Source organism: Kribbella qitaiheensis (assembly GCF_014217565.1).
Lineage (GTDB): Bacteria > Actinomycetota > Actinomycetes > Propionibacteriales > Kribbellaceae > Kribbella > Kribbella qitaiheensis_A.
In genome coordinates, this window is record NZ_CP043661.1 from 7,834,994 (window position 1) to 7,851,834 (window position 16,841).

Here is a 16,841-nt window from a genome sequence, read left to right on the forward strand (position 1 = left end):
GAGGGCGCCGGCGACCTTTTCCGGAGTAGGATCCCCCCGCTGGACAACGGGGCGAGGAGAGTCTGGATGACCAAGCGGGGGCGGCTGATCGCGGGGATCGCCGCGGTGGCGGTCGCGAGTACTGCGGGGGTCGTCGTCGCGACTCGCGGCGATCATGGCGCGGCGCCGAGTGGGAGTTCCGCGATTGCGGCGGAAGCCACGCCAGGCGCGGCCTCTGATGACGCCAAGGCGACGCGTAAGCGCGAGGTCGGCGTGCTCCTGGCGCAGCGGGCGACAGCCGTACTGAAGGGCGACCTGAAGAGCTTCCTGACCGTGGTGGATCCGAAGCAGCCGGCGTTGATGGCCGGGCAGCGGATGCTCTTCACCAACCTGCGGAAGTTGCCGTTCACCAAGCTGACCTACTTCGCGGACGCGGAGCGTGAAGCGCCGGACATGGTGGAGAAGTACGGCGACAGCACGTTCTCCGTGCGGGTGATGATGCGGTATCAACTGACCGGGCTCGACACCGCGCCGGTGCAGACGGACCTCGGCTACTCGTTCACCCGGCGCGATGACAAGTGGGTGCTGGTCTCCGACACCGGGATCGACAACTACCTGAGCCGCGACGGGCATCGGCAGGCGTGGGACTACGGCGAGATCGCCGTCACCCGTCGCGACAAGGTGCTCGTGGTGGTCGAGAAATCCGAAGCCGCGCTCGGCGCGAAGATCGCGAAAAGCTCGGAGGGCGCGGTCGAGGCGATCCGCCGGCACTGGCCGCGACCTTGGAACGGCGCCGTGATGGTGATCGCGATGCGCGAGCCGCGGGTGATGAGCCTGCTGTGGACCGCCGGTACGGGTGACGGCTGGACGATCGCGGCGAAGGCGGTCAGCCTGTACGACGGGGAGCCGTTCAGCGTGAAGACCACGGCGCCGGTCGGTGCCCGGATCGTGGTGAACCCCGCCCTCCGCCTACGCACCGACGAGGACCTGCTGGTCCACGAGATGACGCACGTCGCGACCGCGTCGATCGGCTGGCGGACGCCGATCTGGCTGGTCGAGGGACTCGCCGAGTACGTCCGCTGCCGCTCGGTCGAGGACGACCCGCACTGGACGGTCGACCCCTACCGCAAGCGAGTCCGGACCAAGTACCTGCCGTCGCTGAAGTCGTTGCCGTCATCGGCCGACTTCGACGCGAACAGCGACCGCGCGTACGGCCTGTCCTGGTGGACCACGGAGTACCTGGCATCAAAGGAAGGCACCAAGGCCTTGGCTGCCCTCTACGCCGACCTCTCCGCCCACAACACCACCCCGGTCGCCTACGACGCCATCATCAAAAAGCACACCGGCAAAACCCCCGCAGCCCTGGCCGCCGCCGTAAAAGCCTGGCGCGGCTGACTTCTTTTCGCCCGCTGGCGGCCCAATTTCGCGTCTCCCGCGCCACGGGTGTGCTCCGCTCCTGGTGTTGGGGTTCCCCCACTGCTATGCCGGTGGGGGAACCCCAACACCAGGGGTGGAGCACACCGAAGGCGTCCGAAACACCAGCCGGTACGGTGCTCGCACGGCTCGCACGGCTCGCACGGCTCGCACGGCTCGCACGGCTCGCGGGGGCTCGCGGAGCTTGGCTGCGGGGTGGGGGACTCCGTGGTGCCGAGTGCTGGGGGCGGGCTTCCGGCTCCGCCCCCAGCGGTTCTCAGGTGAGGCTGGCGGTGCCCTTGGGGAGGAAGCGCCGGCCGTTGACCTTTTCGGCGATGCCGCTGCGGTCGAGGTACGGGGTGATGCCGCCGAGGTGGAAGGGCCAGCCGGCTCCGAGGAGGAGACAGAGGTCGATGTCCTGGGCTTCGGCGACGACGCCTTCTTCGAGCATGATGTGGATCTCCTCGGCCAGTGCGGTCAGCACCCGGCTGCGGAGTTCCTCGGCCGTCGACGGCTTGTCGCCGACCGTGACGAGCGCCTCGACCTCCGGGTCGACCGACGGCTTGCCCTCGGCGCTCCAGACGTAGAACGAGCTCTTGCCGGCGGCAACGACCTTGGCAAGGTTCTCGGAGACGGCGAAGCGGTCCGGGTACGAGCGGTTCATCGTCTCCGCGACGTGCAGCGCGACCGGAAGACCGACCAGCTGCAGCAGCACGAACGGCGGCATCGGCAACCCGAGAGCGGACAACGCCTTGTCGGCAAGGGGAATCGGCGTCCCCTCGTCGACCGCCGCGCTGACCTCACCGAGGAAGCGCGTCAGCAGCCGGTTCACCACGAACGCCGGCGCGTCCTTGACGAGCACGCAGGACTTCTTCAGCGTCTTGCCCACCGCGAAGGCCGTCGCGAGCGACGCGTCGTCGGTCTGCTCCGCCCGGATGATCTCCAGCAGCGGCAGTACGGCGACCGGGTTGAAGAAGTGGAAGCCGACCACCCGCTCCGGGTGCTCCAGCTCGGCGGCCATCGAGGTGATCGACAGCGAGCTGGTGTTCGTCGCCAGGATCGCGTCCGGCCGGACGATCTTCTCCAGATCGGCGAAAATCGTCTTCTTCAGCCGCAGTTCCTCGAAGACGGCCTCGATCACGAAGTCGGCGTCGGCGAAGACGGCGCGATCCACGGACCCGGTGACGAGCGCCTTCAGCTGGCCGGCCTTGTCCGGACGGATCCGGCCCTTGCCGAGCAGCTTGTCGATCTCGCCGTGCACGTATCCGACACCGCGGTCCACCCGCTCCTGGTCGAGGTCCGTCAAGACCACGGGCACCTCGAGCCGGCGTACGAACAGCAGCGCGAGCTGCCCGGCCATCAGACCAGCGCCGACGACGCCGACCTTGGTGACCGGTCGCGCGAGCGACTTGTCCGGCGCACCGGCGGGACGCTTCGCGCGCTTGTTCACCAGGTCGAAGGCGTAGAGCCCGCTACGGAGCTCCTCGCTCATGATCAGGTCGGCGAGCGCCTCGTCCTCGGCCGCGAAGCCACGATCGCGATCGTTGTCCTTGGCCGCCGAGATCAGATCCAGGGCCCGGTACGGCGCGGGCGCGGCACCGCTGACCTTGAGATCCGCGAAGCCCTTGCCCCGCGCCACTGCCGCGTCCCAGGCGTCACCCCGGTCGATCTCCGCCCGCTCGACCACCACGGAGCCGGTCAGCACCTTGCTTGCCCAGAGCAACGACTGCTCGAGGAAGTCCGCCGAGTCCAGCAGGACGTCGCCGATACCGAACTTCACCGCCTCGGGACCGCTGAGCATCTTGTTCTGGTTCAGCGCGTTCTCGACCACGACCTTCACGGCCTTGTCGGCGCCGATCAGGTTCGGCAGCAGGAAGTTGCCGCCCCAGCCGGGCAGCAGGCCGAGGAAGACCTCGGGCGTCGAGATCATCCCGGCCGCGACCGAGATGGTCCGGTACGACGCGTGCAGCGCGACCTCGAGGCCGCCACCCAGCGCGACCCCGTTGACGAACGCGAACGAAGGCTTGCCACCGTCCCGCAGCTTGCGCAGGACGCCGTGGCCGATCTTGCCCAGGTTGAGCGCCTGCTCGCGATCCGTCAGCTTCGGTACGCCGCTGAGGTCGGCGCCGGCCGCGAGGATGAACGGCTTCCCGGTGATGCCGATGGCCACGATCTCGTCGCGGGCCAGCGCCGCCTCGATCGCCTTGTTCAGCTCGGCCAGACCACGCGGGCCGAAGGTGTTCGGCTTGGTGTGGTCCTGGCCGTTGTCGAGCGTGATGAGCGCCATCGTGCCGGCCTTGTTCGGCAGCACGACATCGCGCGAAGGCGCGAGCGTCACCAGTTCGTCGTTCTCGATCGCGACGGGCCGCGTCGATCAGATCCTGCAGACTCATGCGGCTGCCCCTTCGAAGTTCGGGTTCTCCCAGATGACAGTGCCGCCCATGCCGAGGCCGACGCACATGGTGGTCAGGCCGTACCGCACCTCGGGCCGGAGCTCGAACTGCTTGGCGAGCTGGTTCATCAGCCGGATGCCCGACGACGCGAGCGGGTGGCCGTAGGCGATCGCGCCGCCGTACGGGTTGACGCGCGGGTCGTCATCGGCGATGCCGTAGTGCTCGAGGAAAGCCAGCACCTGTACGCCGAACGCCTCGTTCACCTCGAACGCCTGGATGTCGTCGATCGTCAACCCGGCCAGCTTGAGTGCCTTCTCGGTCGCGGGAACCGGGCCGATCCCCATCACCTCGGGCTCGACGCCGACGAAGCCGTACGAGACCAGCTTCATCTTCGGCGTCAGGCCGAACTCGGCGGCTGCCTCGGCGGAGGTCAGGATGCACGCGGTGGCGCCGTCGTTGATGCCGGCTGAGTTGCCAGCGGTGACCCGGCCGTGCGGGCGGAACGGGGTCTTCAGCTTCGCCAGGTCCTCCATCGTGGTGCCCGGGCGCATCGGCTCGTCGGTGGTCGCGAAGCCCCAGCCCAGCTCGGCGGAGCGGGTCGCGATCGGGACCAGGTCCGGCTGGATCAGGTCGTTCGCGTAGGCCTTGGCGGCGCGCTCCTGGGAGGCGACGGCGAAGGCGTCCACCCGCTGCTTGGTGATGGTCGGGTACCGGTCGTGCAGGTTCTCCGCGGTGGAGCCCATCACCAGCGCGGAGGGGTCGACCAGCTTCTCGGAGATGATCCGCGGGTTCGGGTCGACGCCCTCGCCCATCGGGTGCCGGCCCATGTGCTCGACGCCGCCGGCGATCACCACGTCCTGCGAGCCGAAGGCGATCCCGGCCGCGAGGGTGGTCACCGCGGTCATCGCGCCCGCGCACATCCGGTCGATGGCGTAGCCGGGAGTGGTGTTCGGCAGACCGGCCAGCAGGGCCGCGGTACGGCCGATGGTCAGACCCTGGTCGCCGATCTGGGTGGTGGCCGCGATCGCGACCTCTTCCACCTTCTCCGGCGGGAGCGACGGGTTCCGCCGGAGCAGCTCCCGGATGCACTTGATCACCAGGTCGTCGGCACGCGTCTCGGCGTACTGGCCCTTGGCCTTGCCGAACGGGGTGCGAACGCCGTCGACGAACACGACATCGCGGATCTCACGGGGCACGAGGGCCCTCCTCTGGGGGTCAGGGAGTTCGAGCAATCCCGATGCTACCCGTCGGTAACCGAGCGGCCTACCCGCCACGCCTGTGCCGCTGCTCACAAGGGTGGTGACAGGCCCCGACAGACCAGTACTCGCAAGGCGTGGCATGTGCCGGGAATCAGGCGCATGCTGGCTTCAGGTACGTCACTGGAGCCGTCTAGAATCACGTACTTCGCTGGAGCGAGTATGGACAAACAAGAAATGAGTGTCCCGGTGCTGTCCCGGGGCAAACACCGCAACCCGCGCAAGGGTGCCTGCTTCATGGAGTTCGCCTCGTATCTCGCCGGCGAGCCCTGGTCGGACCACCCCGCCTGTACGAACGCGCTGCTGGCCGGAGTGGCCCGCGACGTCAACGACTGTACGACGGACGCCGGCCGGACCAGGCTCGCTCCGCTCATCCCGTCGGTGATCGGCCTGACGCCGGACGACCCACACGTCGTACCGCGTATCGCTGCCGTGTGTATTCAGCAGGCGCTGCCTGTGGTGTCGCAGGAGCGCCAGTACATCCTCGCTGTCGCCTTGCTGGTGGGGGAGCGCCACCTGGCCGAGCTGGACGGGCGTCCTCTCGACAGCATGGAGCCGGCCTCGCAAGCAGCACTGGACTCGGTCCCTGCGGCTGCGAAGTGGGCCAGGACCTTCACTGCGCGAGCACACCGGGGTCACCCCGACTACGGCCGTCGTACGGCACCCAGAGCGGTGTCGTGTGCGGTCGAGGGCATCTCGCAGGCGTGCGTGTCGAATCCGGACGACCGGCTGGTCGACCTGCTGAGCGCGACGATTGCCGAGGCCAAAAGATGGATGCCGTTTCCAGTGGTCGTGGAGGTGGCACGGGAGTCGGCGCCCGCTCGTTAGGGCCGTTGTGGCGAGGTACTTACGGCGGTGACGTGTGTGCCGACGTAGGCTCGCTCTGTGACCTTGGAGATCGACACCGGCACCGGCCTGATGCCGGTACACATCTGGGAACCTACTAGCGGCAACGGACCGGGGATCCTGCTCCTCCAGGAGATCTTCGGCGTTTCCGACTACATCCAGCAGCGCGCCGCGGACCTGGCCGCGCTCGGGTACTTCGTGGTTGCACCCGAGATCTACTGGCGGCTGGACGACACCGACCTGGACGAGTCCGCACCGGACCTGCTCGAGCGGGCGGTCGCGGTGATGAGCCGCGTCGACTGGGACCTCGCCGTCTCGGACTCGGTCGCGGCACTGGAGTACCTGCGCGGCCGCGACGAGGGAGCCGGCATCGTCGGCTTCTGCTTCGGCGGCGGACTCGGGTACAACGTGGCCGCCGTGTCGAAGCCCGACGTACTCGTCAGCTACTACGGCTCCGCGCTGCCCCGGCTGCTCGACCTGCAGGTCGACGCGCCGAGCATGCACCACTTCGGCGACGCGGACGCCTACCTGGGTGCCGACCTCGACCAGATCATCAAGGCCGTCGACGGGCTCGAGAACGAGATCCACCGGTACCCGGGCGCCGACCACGCGTTCGACAACCCGCTGCCGGCCTTCCACCACGCGGAGGCTTCGGCCCTCGCGTGGGAACGAACCACCGAATTCCTGTCCCGCCACCTCCCAACCGATCGAGGAACTCGATGAGCCTGTACGACATCCCGCTGCAAACCCTGTCCGGCGCCGAGACCTCCCTCGGTGCTTACAAGGGCAAGGCAGTGCTGCTGGTGAACGTCGCCTCCAAGTGCGGCCTGACCCCGCAGTACGAAGGCCTGGAGAACCTGCAGAAGCGCTACGCGTCCCGCGGCTTCACCGTGCTCGGCGTTCCCTGCAACCAGTTCGGCGGCCAGGAGCCCGGCACGGCCGAGGAGATCGAGACGTTCTGCTCGACGACGTACGGCGTGACGTTCCCGATGCTCGACAAGCTCGAGGTCAACGGCGAGAACCAGCACCCGCTGTACGCCGAACTGACCGCGACCCCGGACGCCGAAGGCGCAGCGGGCGACGTCCAGTGGAACTTCGAGAAGTTCCTCGTCACCCCCGAGGGCACCATCGCGGCCCGCTTCCGCCCTCAGACTCTCCCCGAGTCGGACGAGGTAGTCACCGCCATCGAATCCCAGCTGTCGGCCTGACACCGCCGCGCTGGGGCCGCGCAACGCGGTCCCAGCGCTACCGGCTCTTGCGGCCGGTGAAGACTGTGGTGGCGGTGAGGAGGAATGCGTCGGGGCGGTGCAGGATGCCTTCGGGGGCGTTCGGGTCGAGCAGGACGCCGAGTGTGTGGCGGTCGTCGTCGGCCAGGGACTCGCTCATCGTGTCGTGCAGGCGGGTGAGGGTGGCGTGGAGGTACGCGCGGGCCGCGGCCGTCAGTGGTGCCGGTAGGTCGAGCAGGGTGGTGAAGCTGCCGACGTCGGTGAGACCGGCGCGGGTGAGCATCGCGGGCCAGTCCTCGACCACCTTGGTGCTGCCGGGGAGTTCGTCGCGCATACTGCCGAACCAGTCCTCCTGTACGGCGTCGAGTCGGGCCTGGAGACCGGGTCGGCCGATGCCGATGTCGCGGGGCAGGTAGCGCATCGGCAGGCCGCCTTCGGCGATCGCGAGTACGCCGGCGGGACGCAGTACGGAAGCAAGTTCGGTCACGGCGGCCTGCTGATCACCGAGGTGATGGACGGCCTTGCTGCTCCAGACCAGATCGGCCTGACCGAGAGTGCCGTCGTCGAGGCCGGGGAGCTCTGCCTGGCGGACGGTGACCCGGTCGTTGAGTCCGAGGCGTTCGGCTCGGGCCAGAGCGCGGTCCAGCAGACCGAGCGTCGGGTCAATCGCGACGGCCTCGCCATCCGGGAACGCTTCGGCGAACACACACGTCATCATTCCCGGCCCGCTGCCGACGTCGAAACTGCGCCGAGCCGATGGACCGAGCAGCTCCCTCAACCGAGCCGCCGTACTGCGAAGCGCCGGGAGGTGCAGCTCGCCATGGCTCTCCAGGTTGGTGGCCATGGCTTCCCAGTCGATGTCGGTGTCCCCGTGACCATGTCCGTGTCCATGGCCATGACCGGTGGTGGTGTGTGAGCTCATGCTGGAGAGCCTGCGCCGACCGCCTCGGGCAGGCAAGTTTTGTTGCCGTTTCCGCGAATCCGGCGCGGCGGACGCGGCCGGGGCCATACTGGCGGCATGGAGCAGCCGGGACCGGCCGGCATCGCGGCGGTCGTCGCCGCCATGCAGGAGCGGCTCGAAACCCTGACGCTGGCGGAGGAATCGCGCCGCGACTTCCTCGCGACCTACCAGCGGACGACGGGTGCGGTGAGCCGGGCCGTCGACCGTGGAGTGTTCGAGGACCCGGCCTGGGTCGAGGCCTGGGACGTTGCCTTCGCCAACTTGTACCTGTCGGCTTTCGACGCCGAGCGCGCTGGTGGTGATGGCGTTCCTCGCCCGTGGCGGCTCGCGTTCGACGCACCCGCGGGGCTGCCGCCGTTGCGGCATGTGCTGCTCGGCGTCAACGCGCACATCAACTACGACCTGCCGCAGGCGCTGCTCGCCGTGATCTCCGTCGAGCAGTTCGCCGATGAAGCGCTGCTGGACCGCAGACGCCGCGACCACGAGCAGATCGACGGAGTTCTCTCCGACCGGGTGGCCGCCGAGGACGCCGAGCTGGCGACGCGATCGGCACGGACGCTGCTGGACCGGGCGCTGCGGCCGCTCAACCAGCAGGCCTCGAAACGGTTCCTGCGAGAGTCGCGGCGCAAGGTATGGCACAACACTGTCGAGCTGCACAAGGCGCGAGTGGCTTCTCCGGACGACTACCGGATCCGGCTGGCAGAGCTCGAACTGCTGAGTGCGGCCCGGATCGCCGACCTGCTCGCACCGGGGCAGGTCCTGCTACGGCTGGCGGTGGCGGGTTTCGGCGTCGTACTACCGCCGCCGGCGTAGGCATCAGCCGATCGGCGCCAGCGTTCCCCGGGCGCGGAGCCCGTGGCGGGCCCAGAGGGCGATCGAGGCGAAGAACAGCAGCGAGAACCCGATCAACAACGGCCACGCGAGCGCCTTCGAGGAGTCGAGCTGTTCGCGGGCCCGGAGGGCGGCGACAAGGATCGAGCCGACCATGATCATCTCGACCTCGAGCATCCGCCGCAGCGTCGACCAGCGGGCGTCGTGCACGGCCCAGAGCCCGGCGCCACCCAGGCACGACACAGCAGCCAGAGTCCGGCCCGACAACGGGGTGAGCGGCCACGGCCACAAATCCAGGAACGTCGTTGGTGAGATGAACATGACGGTGCCCTGCGCAAGTGCGAGTAGGCCGATGCCGGCGATGACACCACGCACAATCGGGGGAAGCGCGTCGTCGCCCGTCGGGACGTCGTACCGCCGATTCGCCAGCCAGGAACCGAGGACCAGGAATGGCGCCACGAAGTAGAGGGCAGACCAGATCCAGAACGCCGGGTTGTCGTGGCTGAACTTGTCCCAGTGCAGCACTGTCGCCACACCGAGCAGCGTCGCGAACAAGGTGACCGACAACAATCCGGGAGCGAGGACATGCCACTGTCGCTCCAGCGCGGCCCGGATGAAGAAGTAGGCGCCGCCGAGGTACGCCGACGCGAGAACCATCGAGGTCATGGTCGGCCGCAGCGGCCAGGCCCACAACCGTGGGGTGTGCTGCGGGAACAGGTACAGGATCACGAACCCCGCGATCAGGAACGGCACGATGCAGAGCGACAGCACCCGTGTGTACGGCAGGACACGGTCGGCAGGGGTTGGCTCAGCGCTCATCGTCATCAGATCCTCGTCTTCTGACGATTGACCCGGCGGTCCTACCAGTCAAGTGGCCGGGCAGCAGAACGGCAGAGCATAAGAATCCCGTAATCCCACCCTGCCACCGTGGGTCCGAAACCGGCCGGTGTCGCCCAGCTTAACGGCTATATCGGGCAGGTCGTCCGAGCGGCTCATGTCTCCGTGCCGGTGGCACGGGCCTTCAACCGCGTACTCCAGTTGGCCGACCCGCCGACGGCGCTGCTGCGTCCTGGGACGGTTGTCCGGGTGCTGAAGGAGTCGCGTCGTTCACCGGCCGTGACCGGTGCCGCGATCCGGCACCCACGCGTGGGGCCAGACGCTTCGACCTGACGGCCGGCGCCGCGGAGTGGTTATTCCAGTACTTCGGGCGCGGCCGGCGCTTCGGTCGCAAGGGCGTCGGTCAGCACCTGGACGGTGAGCCCGATCTGCCAGTCCCGGGCGTTGTGCTCGCGAAGGAAGGTCGTGACCGCCGCGAGATCCGCGTCGGCCCGGGGGAGTCCAGGCCAATCGGCGGATCGTGTCGGGGGAGAGCAGGTTCTCGGTCGGCAGCCGGTGCGCCTCGGCGATCTCGCTCACGGCTGATCTCGCCGCGGACAACCGGGCGGCCGCGTCGGGATCGCGATCCGCCCAGGCTCGCGCCGGCGGCGGCCCGTCGTACCGGGGGCCTTGCTTGGGGAGCTCGGACTCGGGGAGCCGGCGCGCGTGGTCGATCGCTTCCCACCACGTCCGCATGTGCCGGTGGGCACCGCGGCCCTTGAAGGCGGTCAGCTTCTGCAGCGTGTCCCGGTCGGCCGGCATCGCGGCGGCCGCCTCGACGATCGCGGCGTCCGGCAGGATCCGGCCGGGGGAGATGTCGGCGGTCTCGGCGATCTGGTCGCGGGCCTCCCACAGCGCCCGGACGGTCGCGAGGCTGCGGCGGTTGCGGACGCGGTGCATGCCCGACGTACGGCGCCACGGGTCCGGCTTCGGTTCGCGCGGCGGTGCGGCCAGGATCGCGGCGAACTCCTGCTCGGCCCACTCCCACTTGCCTTCGCGGCGGAGCTCGGCCTCGATCTCGTTGCGCAGCTCGATCAGCATCTCGACGTCGAGCGCCGCGTAGATCAGCCACGGCCCGGGAAGCGGCCGGGTCGACCAGTCGGCCGCCGAGTGCTCCTTACGCATCTTGTAGCCCAGTACTTCGCTGACCAGCGAGGCCAGCCCGACCTTCGGATACCCGAGCAGGCGACCGGCCAGCTCGGTGTCGAAGACCTCGCGCGGCACCATCCCGACCTCGGCCAGGCAGGCCAGGTCCTGGTTGGCGGCGTGGATGATCCATTCGGCGTCGATGATCGCGTCACCGAGCGCGGACAGGTCCCCGAACGGGATCGGGTCGACCAGCGCGGAGCCGGAACCCTCCCGGCGTAGCTGGACCAGATACGCGCGGTGCGAGTAGCGGTAGCCCGAGGCGCGCTCGGCGTCGACGGCGACCGGTCCGGTGCCGGCCCGGAAGGCCTCGACGACCTCGGCCAGGGCCGGGTCGGTCTCGATGACCTCGGACAGGCCGTCGCGGAGTTCGAGCAGTGGTAGGTCCTCGGTGGGGTCGTCCGGGACCGGCGGCTGCTGCTGGGTCTCGGCCGGGCTCATCGGCCCCGCTGACCGCGCCGGGTCGGCATCGCGACGACGCCCGGCGGAACCGGCGGCAGGCCGGCCGCGGTGCAGAGCACCTCACCCCACGCCTCGGCGTGCTGGGTCACGTCGATCGCACCGCCCGGTCCTGGAACAGGGCTCCAGGACGCACGGATCTCGATCTCCGCCGTCGCGTCGTCATCGGCCATCCCGCCGAAACTCTCCGATACCACCCGAGTGACGGTACCGCTCGGCGCCAGGAAGTCGGCGCCCCGGTCGGTCAAAGCCTCGATCAGCCAGGTCCAGCCCACGCCACCGAGCAGCGCGTCCGTCACCATTTCCGGCTCGACGGCAGCGCGTACATACGCGACACAGCGGAAGGTCGACTGCCAGGCGTCGTTCCCGGCCGGGTCGTAGAGGATGACCAGACGGCCGGTGGCGACATCGTCACCGTCGACCGTCACGTCGGCGCTGACCGCGGCCGCGTGCGGTGCTATCCGCTGCGGTGCGGGCATCTCCTCGACGAAAACCTCGGGCCGGAACCGGGCTTCACGCAGTTGCGTCAAGGCCTCGGCGAACTCCGCGGGTGGCGCGTCGACCTGCTTGCGGGCACCCATGCTTCGCAGCCTACGACTGATTACTCACCGACGCCGGTGACGACGCGCCGGTGACGGCATCCGGGCATGGGATCATTGGTCTTGTGCCCGTGACGCAACCATCTCAATCACCCGTAGCTACCGAAGCTCTTGCGCAGTCCGCCTTCCTGCTGGCCGCCCGGGGTGAACCCGTGCCGCACACCCCTGTCTGGTTCATGCGCCAGGCGGGTCGCTCGCTACCGGAGTACAAAGCGATCCGCGAAGGCATCACGATGCTCGAGTCCTGCATGCGACCCGACCTCGTTGTGGAGATAACGCTGCAGCCGGTACGCCGTTACGGCGTCGACGCGGCCATCTACTACTCCGACATCGTTCTGCCGCTGAAGGCCGTCGGCGTCGACCTGGAGATTCAGCCGGGTGTCGGCCCGGTCGTCGCCTCGCCGGTGCGGACCGCCGCCGACCTGGTAGCGGTCCGGCCGGTCACGCCATCGGACGTCTCCTACGTCACCGAGGCGGTGCAGGAGCTCACGTCGCAGCTCGGCGGCACCCCGCTGATCGGGTTCGCGGGCGCGCCGTTCACGGTCGCGTCGTACCTGGTCGAAGGCGGCCCGAGCAAGGACTTCGCGAAGACGAAGGCCCTGATGTACTCCGACCCCGATCTCTGGCACGCGCTGGCGGACCGGCTGGCGGACGTCGCGATCGCGTACCTGTCGGTGCAGATCGAGGCGGGCGCCTCGGCGATCCAGCTGTTCGACTCGTGGGCCGGCGGGTTGTCGGCGCGCGACTACGAGCGATTCGTCCAGCCGCACTCGGCCAAAGTGTTCGCGGCGCTCGAGCAGTACGGCGTACCGAGGCTGCACTTCGGTGTGAACACCGGGGAGCTGCTGGGTCTGATGAGCGAGGCCGGCGCTGATGTCGTCGGCGTCGACTGGCGGGTGCCGCTCGACGAGGCCGTACGGCGAATTACCGCTGCCGGTGGTGCGCCGAAGCCGGTTCAGGGCAACCTCGATCCGGCGCTGCTCGTCGCGGGCTGGGAAGCCATCGAGCCGGAGATCGACCGCATCCTTGCCGAGGGCAAGGCCGCACCGGGCCACATCTTCAACCTCGGCCACGGCGTCCCCCCGACCACCGACCCCGAGGTCCTGCACCGAGTGGTCAAGGCAGTCCAGTCCAAGTCCGCCCGTGCCTGACCAGTCACCCGGCGGCCCCTTGCGTCCGAACAACCGAGGGTCAGACCCCTCACCTCTTCGGACGCAAGGGCTCGCGGGGCGCGGTGTGGAGTTGCAGCGGTTGCGGGCGGATCATGCGAGCGCCCTGCTCGCGTTCGAACTGGAGAACCGCGAGTACTTCGCGGGGTCGATTCCCGATCGCGGGGACGAATACTTCGCCGGCTTCGACGCCCGGCACGCCGCGTTGCTGGCCGAGCAGGAGACCGGGACCATCCAGTTCCACCTGCTTGTCGACGACGCCGGTCAGGTGATCGGCCGAATGAACCTGATCGACGTCGCCGACGGTGCGGCCGACCTCGGCTACCGGATCGCGGAGAAGGCGGCCGGCCGGGGAGTGGCGACGGCAGCGGTCAAGGAGCTGCTCGCGCTGGCGGCCGCGGAGTACGGGCTGGAATCCCTCCGGGCGGCGACCACGGTCACCAACCTGGCCTCGCAGACCGTCCTGACCCGCTGCGGGTTCGTGCCGTCGGGGGAAGTCGTGCTCAGCGGCAAACCGGGGATCACCTACACCCTGCGGTTGAGGGACAGCGGCGGCGAGCGAGGATAGGTGCATGGATCAGCCGCACGTGGTCGTTGTCGGTGGCGGGATCAGTGGGCTGGCGGCGGCGTACGCGCTGGCCAGCGGGCCGAATCCGCCGAGGATCACTGTGCTGGAGTCCTCGCCCAGGCTTGGTGGGAAGTTGGCGGGCGCCGAGCTGGAGGGTGTGCCGGTCGACCTTGGCGCTGAGTCCGTTCTGGCGCGGCGTCCCGAGGCTGTCGACCTGATCAAGGCGGTCGGGCTCGGCGACGACTTGGTGCATCCGGCAACGACCTCGGCCGGGTTGTGGATCGGCGACCGGATCCGGGCGATCCCGCCGACGGTGATGGGTGTGCCGACCTCAGCCGACACGACGGTCGACGTACTGGGTGAAGATGCGGCTGCGCGGGTTGCCGCTGAATCCGAGCTGCCGGAACCCGCGCTGACCGAGGACGTGGCGATCGGTCGGTTCGTCGCCGAGCGGATGGGTTCGGCGGTGACCGATCGGCTGGTCGACCCACTGCTGGGCGGCGTCTACGCGGGGCGAGCCGAGGAGATCTCGCTCGCCGCTGCGGTGCCTGACTTGTTCGCCAAGCTGAAGACAGCCCCGAGCTTGCTGGCGGCGACTGCCGAGCTGCGTGAGCTGGGACAACGCAGGGCTGCTGAGGGCGCTCCGGTGTTCGCTGGGATCCGCGGTGGCATCAACCGGCTGATCACCGCGCTGGAGACCGATCTGGTCGCCCGGGGGGTCGTGATCCAGCGCAGCGCAACCGTACGGCGGATCAGTCGCACGCGAGCCGGGTACGAGCTGGAGACCGGGCCGGTGCCTGCCCCGACGCTGCTGCAGGCCGATGCGGTCGTCGTAGCGACCCCGGCCTCACCGGCTGCTCGCATGCTGGCTGACCTGGTCCCGCGGGCTGCTACCGAGCTGGCTGCGATCGAGTACGCGAGTATGGCGATCATCACCCTCGCCGTACGCAAGGAGGACTGGCCGTCCACAGCAGCAGGGTCGGGCTTCCTGGTGCCGTCCGTAGAAGGCCGCACGATCAAGGCGTCGACCTACTCTCACGCTAAGTGGCAGTGGACCGCAGAGGCCGGGGGAGACCTCGCAGTACTGCGGTGCTCGGTCGGACGGCTCGGTGAGGAGTACGTGCTGCAGCGCACCGACGAGGAACTCACTGCACTTGCTGCGGCCGATCTGCGTACTGCGGTCGGGTTGGAGACGCCCGTAGTCGCCTCCCTGGTGACACGGTGGGGAGGTGGCCTTCCGCAGTACGCCGTAGGTCATCTGGGCCGCGTAGACCGGGTTGAGGCGGCTGTGGCGGAGCAACCTGGGCTAGCGGTCTGCGGCGCGGCGTACAGGGGTGTGGGCATAGCCGCCTGCGTCGCTGTAGCCGCTAAGGCAGTAACCCGGGTGCAGGCTCACCTGGAGACGTTAGGGACAATGGGGAGGTGACCGAGACGAAGCCGAAGGCGCGCGAGCTGAACAACGTGATCCGCTACACCCTGTGGTCGGTCTTCAAGGTGGACAAGCCACTCGGTGACGTGGACCGCGACGGGCTGGCTGCTGAGCTGGCGGACCTGGTCGGCAAGCTGGCCGCGGACGACGTGGTGATCCGGGGCTGGTACGACGTCGAGGGGTTCCGCGCGGACGCCGACTTCATGGTCTGGTGGCACGCGCCGACGTCGGACGCGCTGCAGAAGGCCTACCACCTGCTGCGTCGCTCGCGGCTCGGGCGGCACCTGGTGCCGGTCTGGTCGCAGTTCGCGCTGCACCGGCCGGCCGAGTTCAACAAGAGCCACATCCCGGCGTTCCTGGCCGACGAGGAGCCACAGCCGTACATCTGCGTGTACCCGTTCGTGCGGTCCTACGAGTGGTACCTGCTGCCGGACGAGGAGCGGCGCTTCATGCTGGCCGAGCACGGCAAGATGGCGCGCACCTACCCCGACGTACGGGCCAACACGGTCGCGTCGTTCGCACTCGGCGACTACGAGTGGATCCTGGCGTTCGAGGCAGCCGAGCTGCACCGGATGGTCGATCTGATGCGTGACCTGCGGGCGTCGACGGCACGGCGGCATGTGCGCGAGGAGATCCCGTTCTACACGGGTAAGCGAACCGAGCTCGGCGAGCTGGTCGCGAACCTCGCGTGACCACGCAGCGCAAGGCCTTCCCGGTCCTGTACGTCGGTGACGTCCGCCGCTCGGCCGAGTTCTACGGGCTGCTCGGCTACGTGCCGGTCTACCAGTTCCCGCTGGAAGGCGAGCCGCACTACGTCGGGTTGGAGCGCGGCGATTCCTCACTGGGCATTGCCGATTCCAGCTGGCCCGAGGCCCAACTCGGCATCACCGTCGGCACCGCTCCCCGCTTCGAACTGTTCGTGTACGTCGATGAGGTCGACGTAGACGTCGAAACCTTCCGCGCCGCCGGCTACACAGTCCTCCAGGCCCCAGCCACCATGCCCTGGGGCGAACGCCAGGCCTACGTAGCCGACCCCGACGGCAACCCGGTAGCCCTCGCCACCCCGATCTGACCGGGGCTGTTAAACGACAAGCGGCGCGTCGCCCCTCGTGGGACGGCGCGCCGCTTCGTGGTACTGGCTACTCCGCCGGGGTCAGCGCGAGGCTGACCGAGTTGATGCAGTAGCGGAGGTCGGTGGGGGTGCCGTAGCCCTCGCCTTCGAAGACGTGGCCGAGGTGGCCGCCGCAGTTGGCGCAGCGGACCTCGACGCGCTTCATGCCGAGGTCGTGGTCCTCGATGTATTCGACCCGGTCCTCGGCCAGCGGCGCGAAGAACGACGGCCAGCCGCAGTGCGAGTCGAACTTGGACTCGCTGCGGAACAGCTCCGCGTCACACGCCCGGCACTTGTAGACACCGACCGTCTTGGTGTCGGTGTACTCACCGGTGAAGGGGCGCTCGGTGCCCGCCTTCCGGAGCACCTGGAACTCCGCCGGCGACAACTCGGCCCGCCACTGGTCGTCGGTCTTCTGTACGGCGTACTGGCGGGTGCTGCTGTCAGTCATGCGTCCTCCTCGGTCGAGGAGCCGGCGGCCCTCGGGCCACCGGCTCCTCTCCATTATCGGCGGCCTGACAAGCAGAACCCCGTCAGGGGACCCCGCCGTAAGACTCCCGTCATCGCGACGTGAACGGC

17 protein-coding genes are annotated in these 16,841 nt (G+C 68.9%); 10 read left to right on the plus strand and 7 right to left on the minus strand.

The features are described from left to right. Positions 1-66 precede the first annotated feature (66 nt). Positions 67-1,374 (plus strand): hypothetical protein, encoded by a 1,308-nt coding sequence (locus tag F1D05_RS37040; protein ID WP_185444879.1) that lies wholly within the window; start codon positions 67-69, stop codon positions 1,372-1,374. Positions 1,375-1,669: 295 nt separating this feature from the next. Here the strand turns inward: F1D05_RS37040 and F1D05_RS37045 are convergent, their stop codons facing one another. Together F1D05_RS37045 and F1D05_RS37050 are read right to left on the minus strand one after the other, a co-directional pair. Then, complete coding sequence (locus F1D05_RS37045; protein ID WP_246486279.1) at positions 1,670-3,730, minus strand: 3-hydroxyacyl-CoA dehydrogenase NAD-binding domain-containing protein; 2,061 nt, start codon at positions 3,728-3,730, stop codon at positions 1,670-1,672. A gap of 51 nt (positions 3,731-3,781) precedes the next feature. Beyond that, positions 3,782-4,981: a thiolase family protein gene (locus F1D05_RS37050; protein WP_185444880.1), complete on the minus strand. Its 1,200-nt coding sequence runs from the start codon at positions 4,979-4,981 to the stop codon at positions 3,782-3,784. A 222-nt stretch (positions 4,982-5,203) separates the two neighbouring features. Between F1D05_RS37050 and F1D05_RS37055 the strand changes: the two genes are divergently transcribed. Genes F1D05_RS37055 through F1D05_RS37065 form a run of 3 tightly spaced genes read left to right on the plus strand, consistent with a single transcriptional unit; the run spans position 5,204 to position 7,095 of the window. Next, entirely contained in the window at positions 5,204-5,869 is a 666-nt protein-coding gene (locus F1D05_RS37055; RefSeq protein WP_185444881.1) for a hypothetical protein, read from the plus strand. 57 nt (positions 5,870-5,926) lie between these two features. After that, a complete protein-coding gene (locus F1D05_RS37060) occupies positions 5,927-6,610 on the plus strand; it encodes a dienelactone hydrolase family protein (RefSeq protein ID WP_206685987.1) in 684 nt (227 codons plus the stop codon). Next, positions 6,607-7,095 (plus strand): glutathione peroxidase, encoded by a 489-nt coding sequence (locus F1D05_RS37065; protein WP_185444882.1) that lies wholly within the window; start codon positions 6,607-6,609, stop codon positions 7,093-7,095. Before F1D05_RS37060 ends, F1D05_RS37065 begins: the two co-directional genes overlap by 4 nt. A 37-nt stretch (positions 7,096-7,132) precedes the next feature. On the opposite strand, the gene F1D05_RS37070 is transcribed toward F1D05_RS37065, so the two are convergent. After that, on the minus strand, positions 7,133-8,035 hold the full coding sequence (locus tag F1D05_RS37070; protein ID WP_185444883.1) for a methyltransferase: 903 nt from the start codon (positions 8,033-8,035) through the stop codon (positions 7,133-7,135). Positions 8,036-8,131: 96 nt separating this feature from the next. On the opposite strand from F1D05_RS37070, the gene F1D05_RS37075 reads away from it, so the two are divergent. Beyond that, entirely contained in the window at positions 8,132-8,887 is a 756-nt protein-coding gene (locus F1D05_RS37075) for a DUF5995 family protein (RefSeq protein WP_185444884.1), read from the plus strand. Positions 8,888-8,890: 3 nt separating this feature from the next. Here the strand turns inward: F1D05_RS37075 and F1D05_RS37080 are convergent, their stop codons facing one another. From F1D05_RS37080 to F1D05_RS37095, 3 genes are all read right to left on the minus strand, one after another. Next, positions 8,891-9,724: a hypothetical protein gene (locus F1D05_RS37080; RefSeq protein ID WP_185444885.1), complete on the minus strand. Its 834-nt coding sequence runs from the start codon at positions 9,722-9,724 to the stop codon at positions 8,891-8,893. Between the two features lie 288 nt (positions 9,725-10,012). Then, positions 10,013-11,368: an HRDC domain-containing protein gene (locus tag F1D05_RS37090; RefSeq protein ID WP_428994984.1), complete on the minus strand. Its 1,356-nt coding sequence runs from the start codon at positions 11,366-11,368 to the stop codon at positions 10,013-10,015. Next, on the minus strand, positions 11,365-11,967 hold the full coding sequence (locus tag F1D05_RS37095) for a DUF3000 domain-containing protein (RefSeq protein ID WP_185444887.1): 603 nt from the start codon (positions 11,965-11,967) through the stop codon (positions 11,365-11,367). The genes F1D05_RS37090 and F1D05_RS37095 overlap by 4 nt, the downstream gene beginning before the upstream one ends. An 83-nt stretch (positions 11,968-12,050) precedes the next feature. On the opposite strand from F1D05_RS37095, the gene hemE reads away from it, so the two are divergent. From hemE to F1D05_RS37120, 5 genes are all read left to right on the plus strand, one after another. Next, a complete protein-coding gene (gene hemE, locus F1D05_RS37100) occupies positions 12,051-13,136 on the plus strand; it encodes a uroporphyrinogen decarboxylase (RefSeq protein ID WP_428994985.1) in 1,086 nt (361 codons plus the stop codon). Between the two features lie 85 nt (positions 13,137-13,221). Then, positions 13,222-13,722, plus strand: a complete 501-nt coding sequence (locus F1D05_RS37105) for a GNAT family N-acetyltransferase (protein ID WP_185444889.1) — start codon at positions 13,222-13,224, stop codon at positions 13,720-13,722. 4 nt (positions 13,723-13,726) lie between these two features. Next, entirely contained in the window at positions 13,727-15,148 is a 1,422-nt protein-coding gene (hemG, locus tag F1D05_RS37110; RefSeq protein ID WP_185444890.1) for a protoporphyrinogen oxidase, read from the plus strand. Then, a complete protein-coding gene (gene hemQ / locus F1D05_RS37115) occupies positions 15,145-15,843 on the plus strand; it encodes a hydrogen peroxide-dependent heme synthase (RefSeq protein ID WP_185444891.1) in 699 nt (232 codons plus the stop codon). Before hemG ends, hemQ begins: the two co-directional genes overlap by 4 nt. Continuing rightward, the gene (locus tag F1D05_RS37120; protein WP_185444892.1) at positions 15,840-16,223 is read left to right on the plus strand and encodes a VOC family protein; all 384 of its coding nucleotides are present in this window, start codon (positions 15,840-15,842) and stop codon (positions 16,221-16,223) included. Before hemQ ends, F1D05_RS37120 begins: the two co-directional genes overlap by 4 nt. 67 nt (positions 16,224-16,290) lie before the next feature. Here F1D05_RS37120 and msrB read toward each other — a convergent pair whose 3' ends face one another. Beyond that, positions 16,291-16,713, minus strand: a complete 423-nt coding sequence (gene msrB, locus F1D05_RS37125; RefSeq protein WP_185444893.1) for a peptide-methionine (R)-S-oxide reductase MsrB — start codon at positions 16,711-16,713, stop codon at positions 16,291-16,293. Between the last annotated feature and the right edge of the window lie 128 nt (positions 16,714-16,841).

Excerpts from the sequence above, each read along its gene's own strand:
- F1D05_RS37065 (WP_185444882.1), top strand. The coding sequence starts at position 6,607 with ATGAGCCTGTACGACATCCCGCTGCAAACCCTGTCCGGCGCCGAGACC.
- F1D05_RS37090 (WP_428994984.1), bottom strand. The coding sequence starts at position 11,368 with ATGAGCCCGGCCGAGACCCAGCAGCAGCCGCCGGTCCCGGACGACCCC.
- msrB (WP_185444893.1), bottom strand. The coding sequence starts at position 16,713 with ATGACTGACAGCAGCACCCGCCAGTACGCCGTACAGAAGACCGACGAC.
- F1D05_RS37075 (WP_185444884.1), top strand. The coding sequence starts at position 8,132 with ATGGAGCAGCCGGGACCGGCCGGCATCGCGGCGGTCGTCGCCGCCATG.
- F1D05_RS37055 (WP_185444881.1), top strand. The coding sequence starts at position 5,204 with ATGGACAAACAAGAAATGAGTGTCCCGGTGCTGTCCCGGGGCAAACAC.
- hemG (WP_185444890.1), top strand. The coding sequence starts at position 13,727 with ATGGATCAGCCGCACGTGGTCGTTGTCGGTGGCGGGATCAGTGGGCTG.
- F1D05_RS37040 (WP_185444879.1), top strand. The coding sequence starts at position 67 with ATGACCAAGCGGGGGCGGCTGATCGCGGGGATCGCCGCGGTGGCGGTC.
- F1D05_RS37070 (WP_185444883.1), bottom strand. The coding sequence starts at position 8,035 with ATGAGCTCACACACCACCACCGGTCATGGCCATGGACACGGACATGGT.
- F1D05_RS37080 (WP_185444885.1), bottom strand. The coding sequence starts at position 9,724 with ATGAGCGCTGAGCCAACCCCTGCCGACCGTGTCCTGCCGTACACACGG.
- F1D05_RS37095 (WP_185444887.1), bottom strand. The coding sequence starts at position 11,967 with ATGGGTGCCCGCAAGCAGGTCGACGCGCCACCCGCGGAGTTCGCCGAG.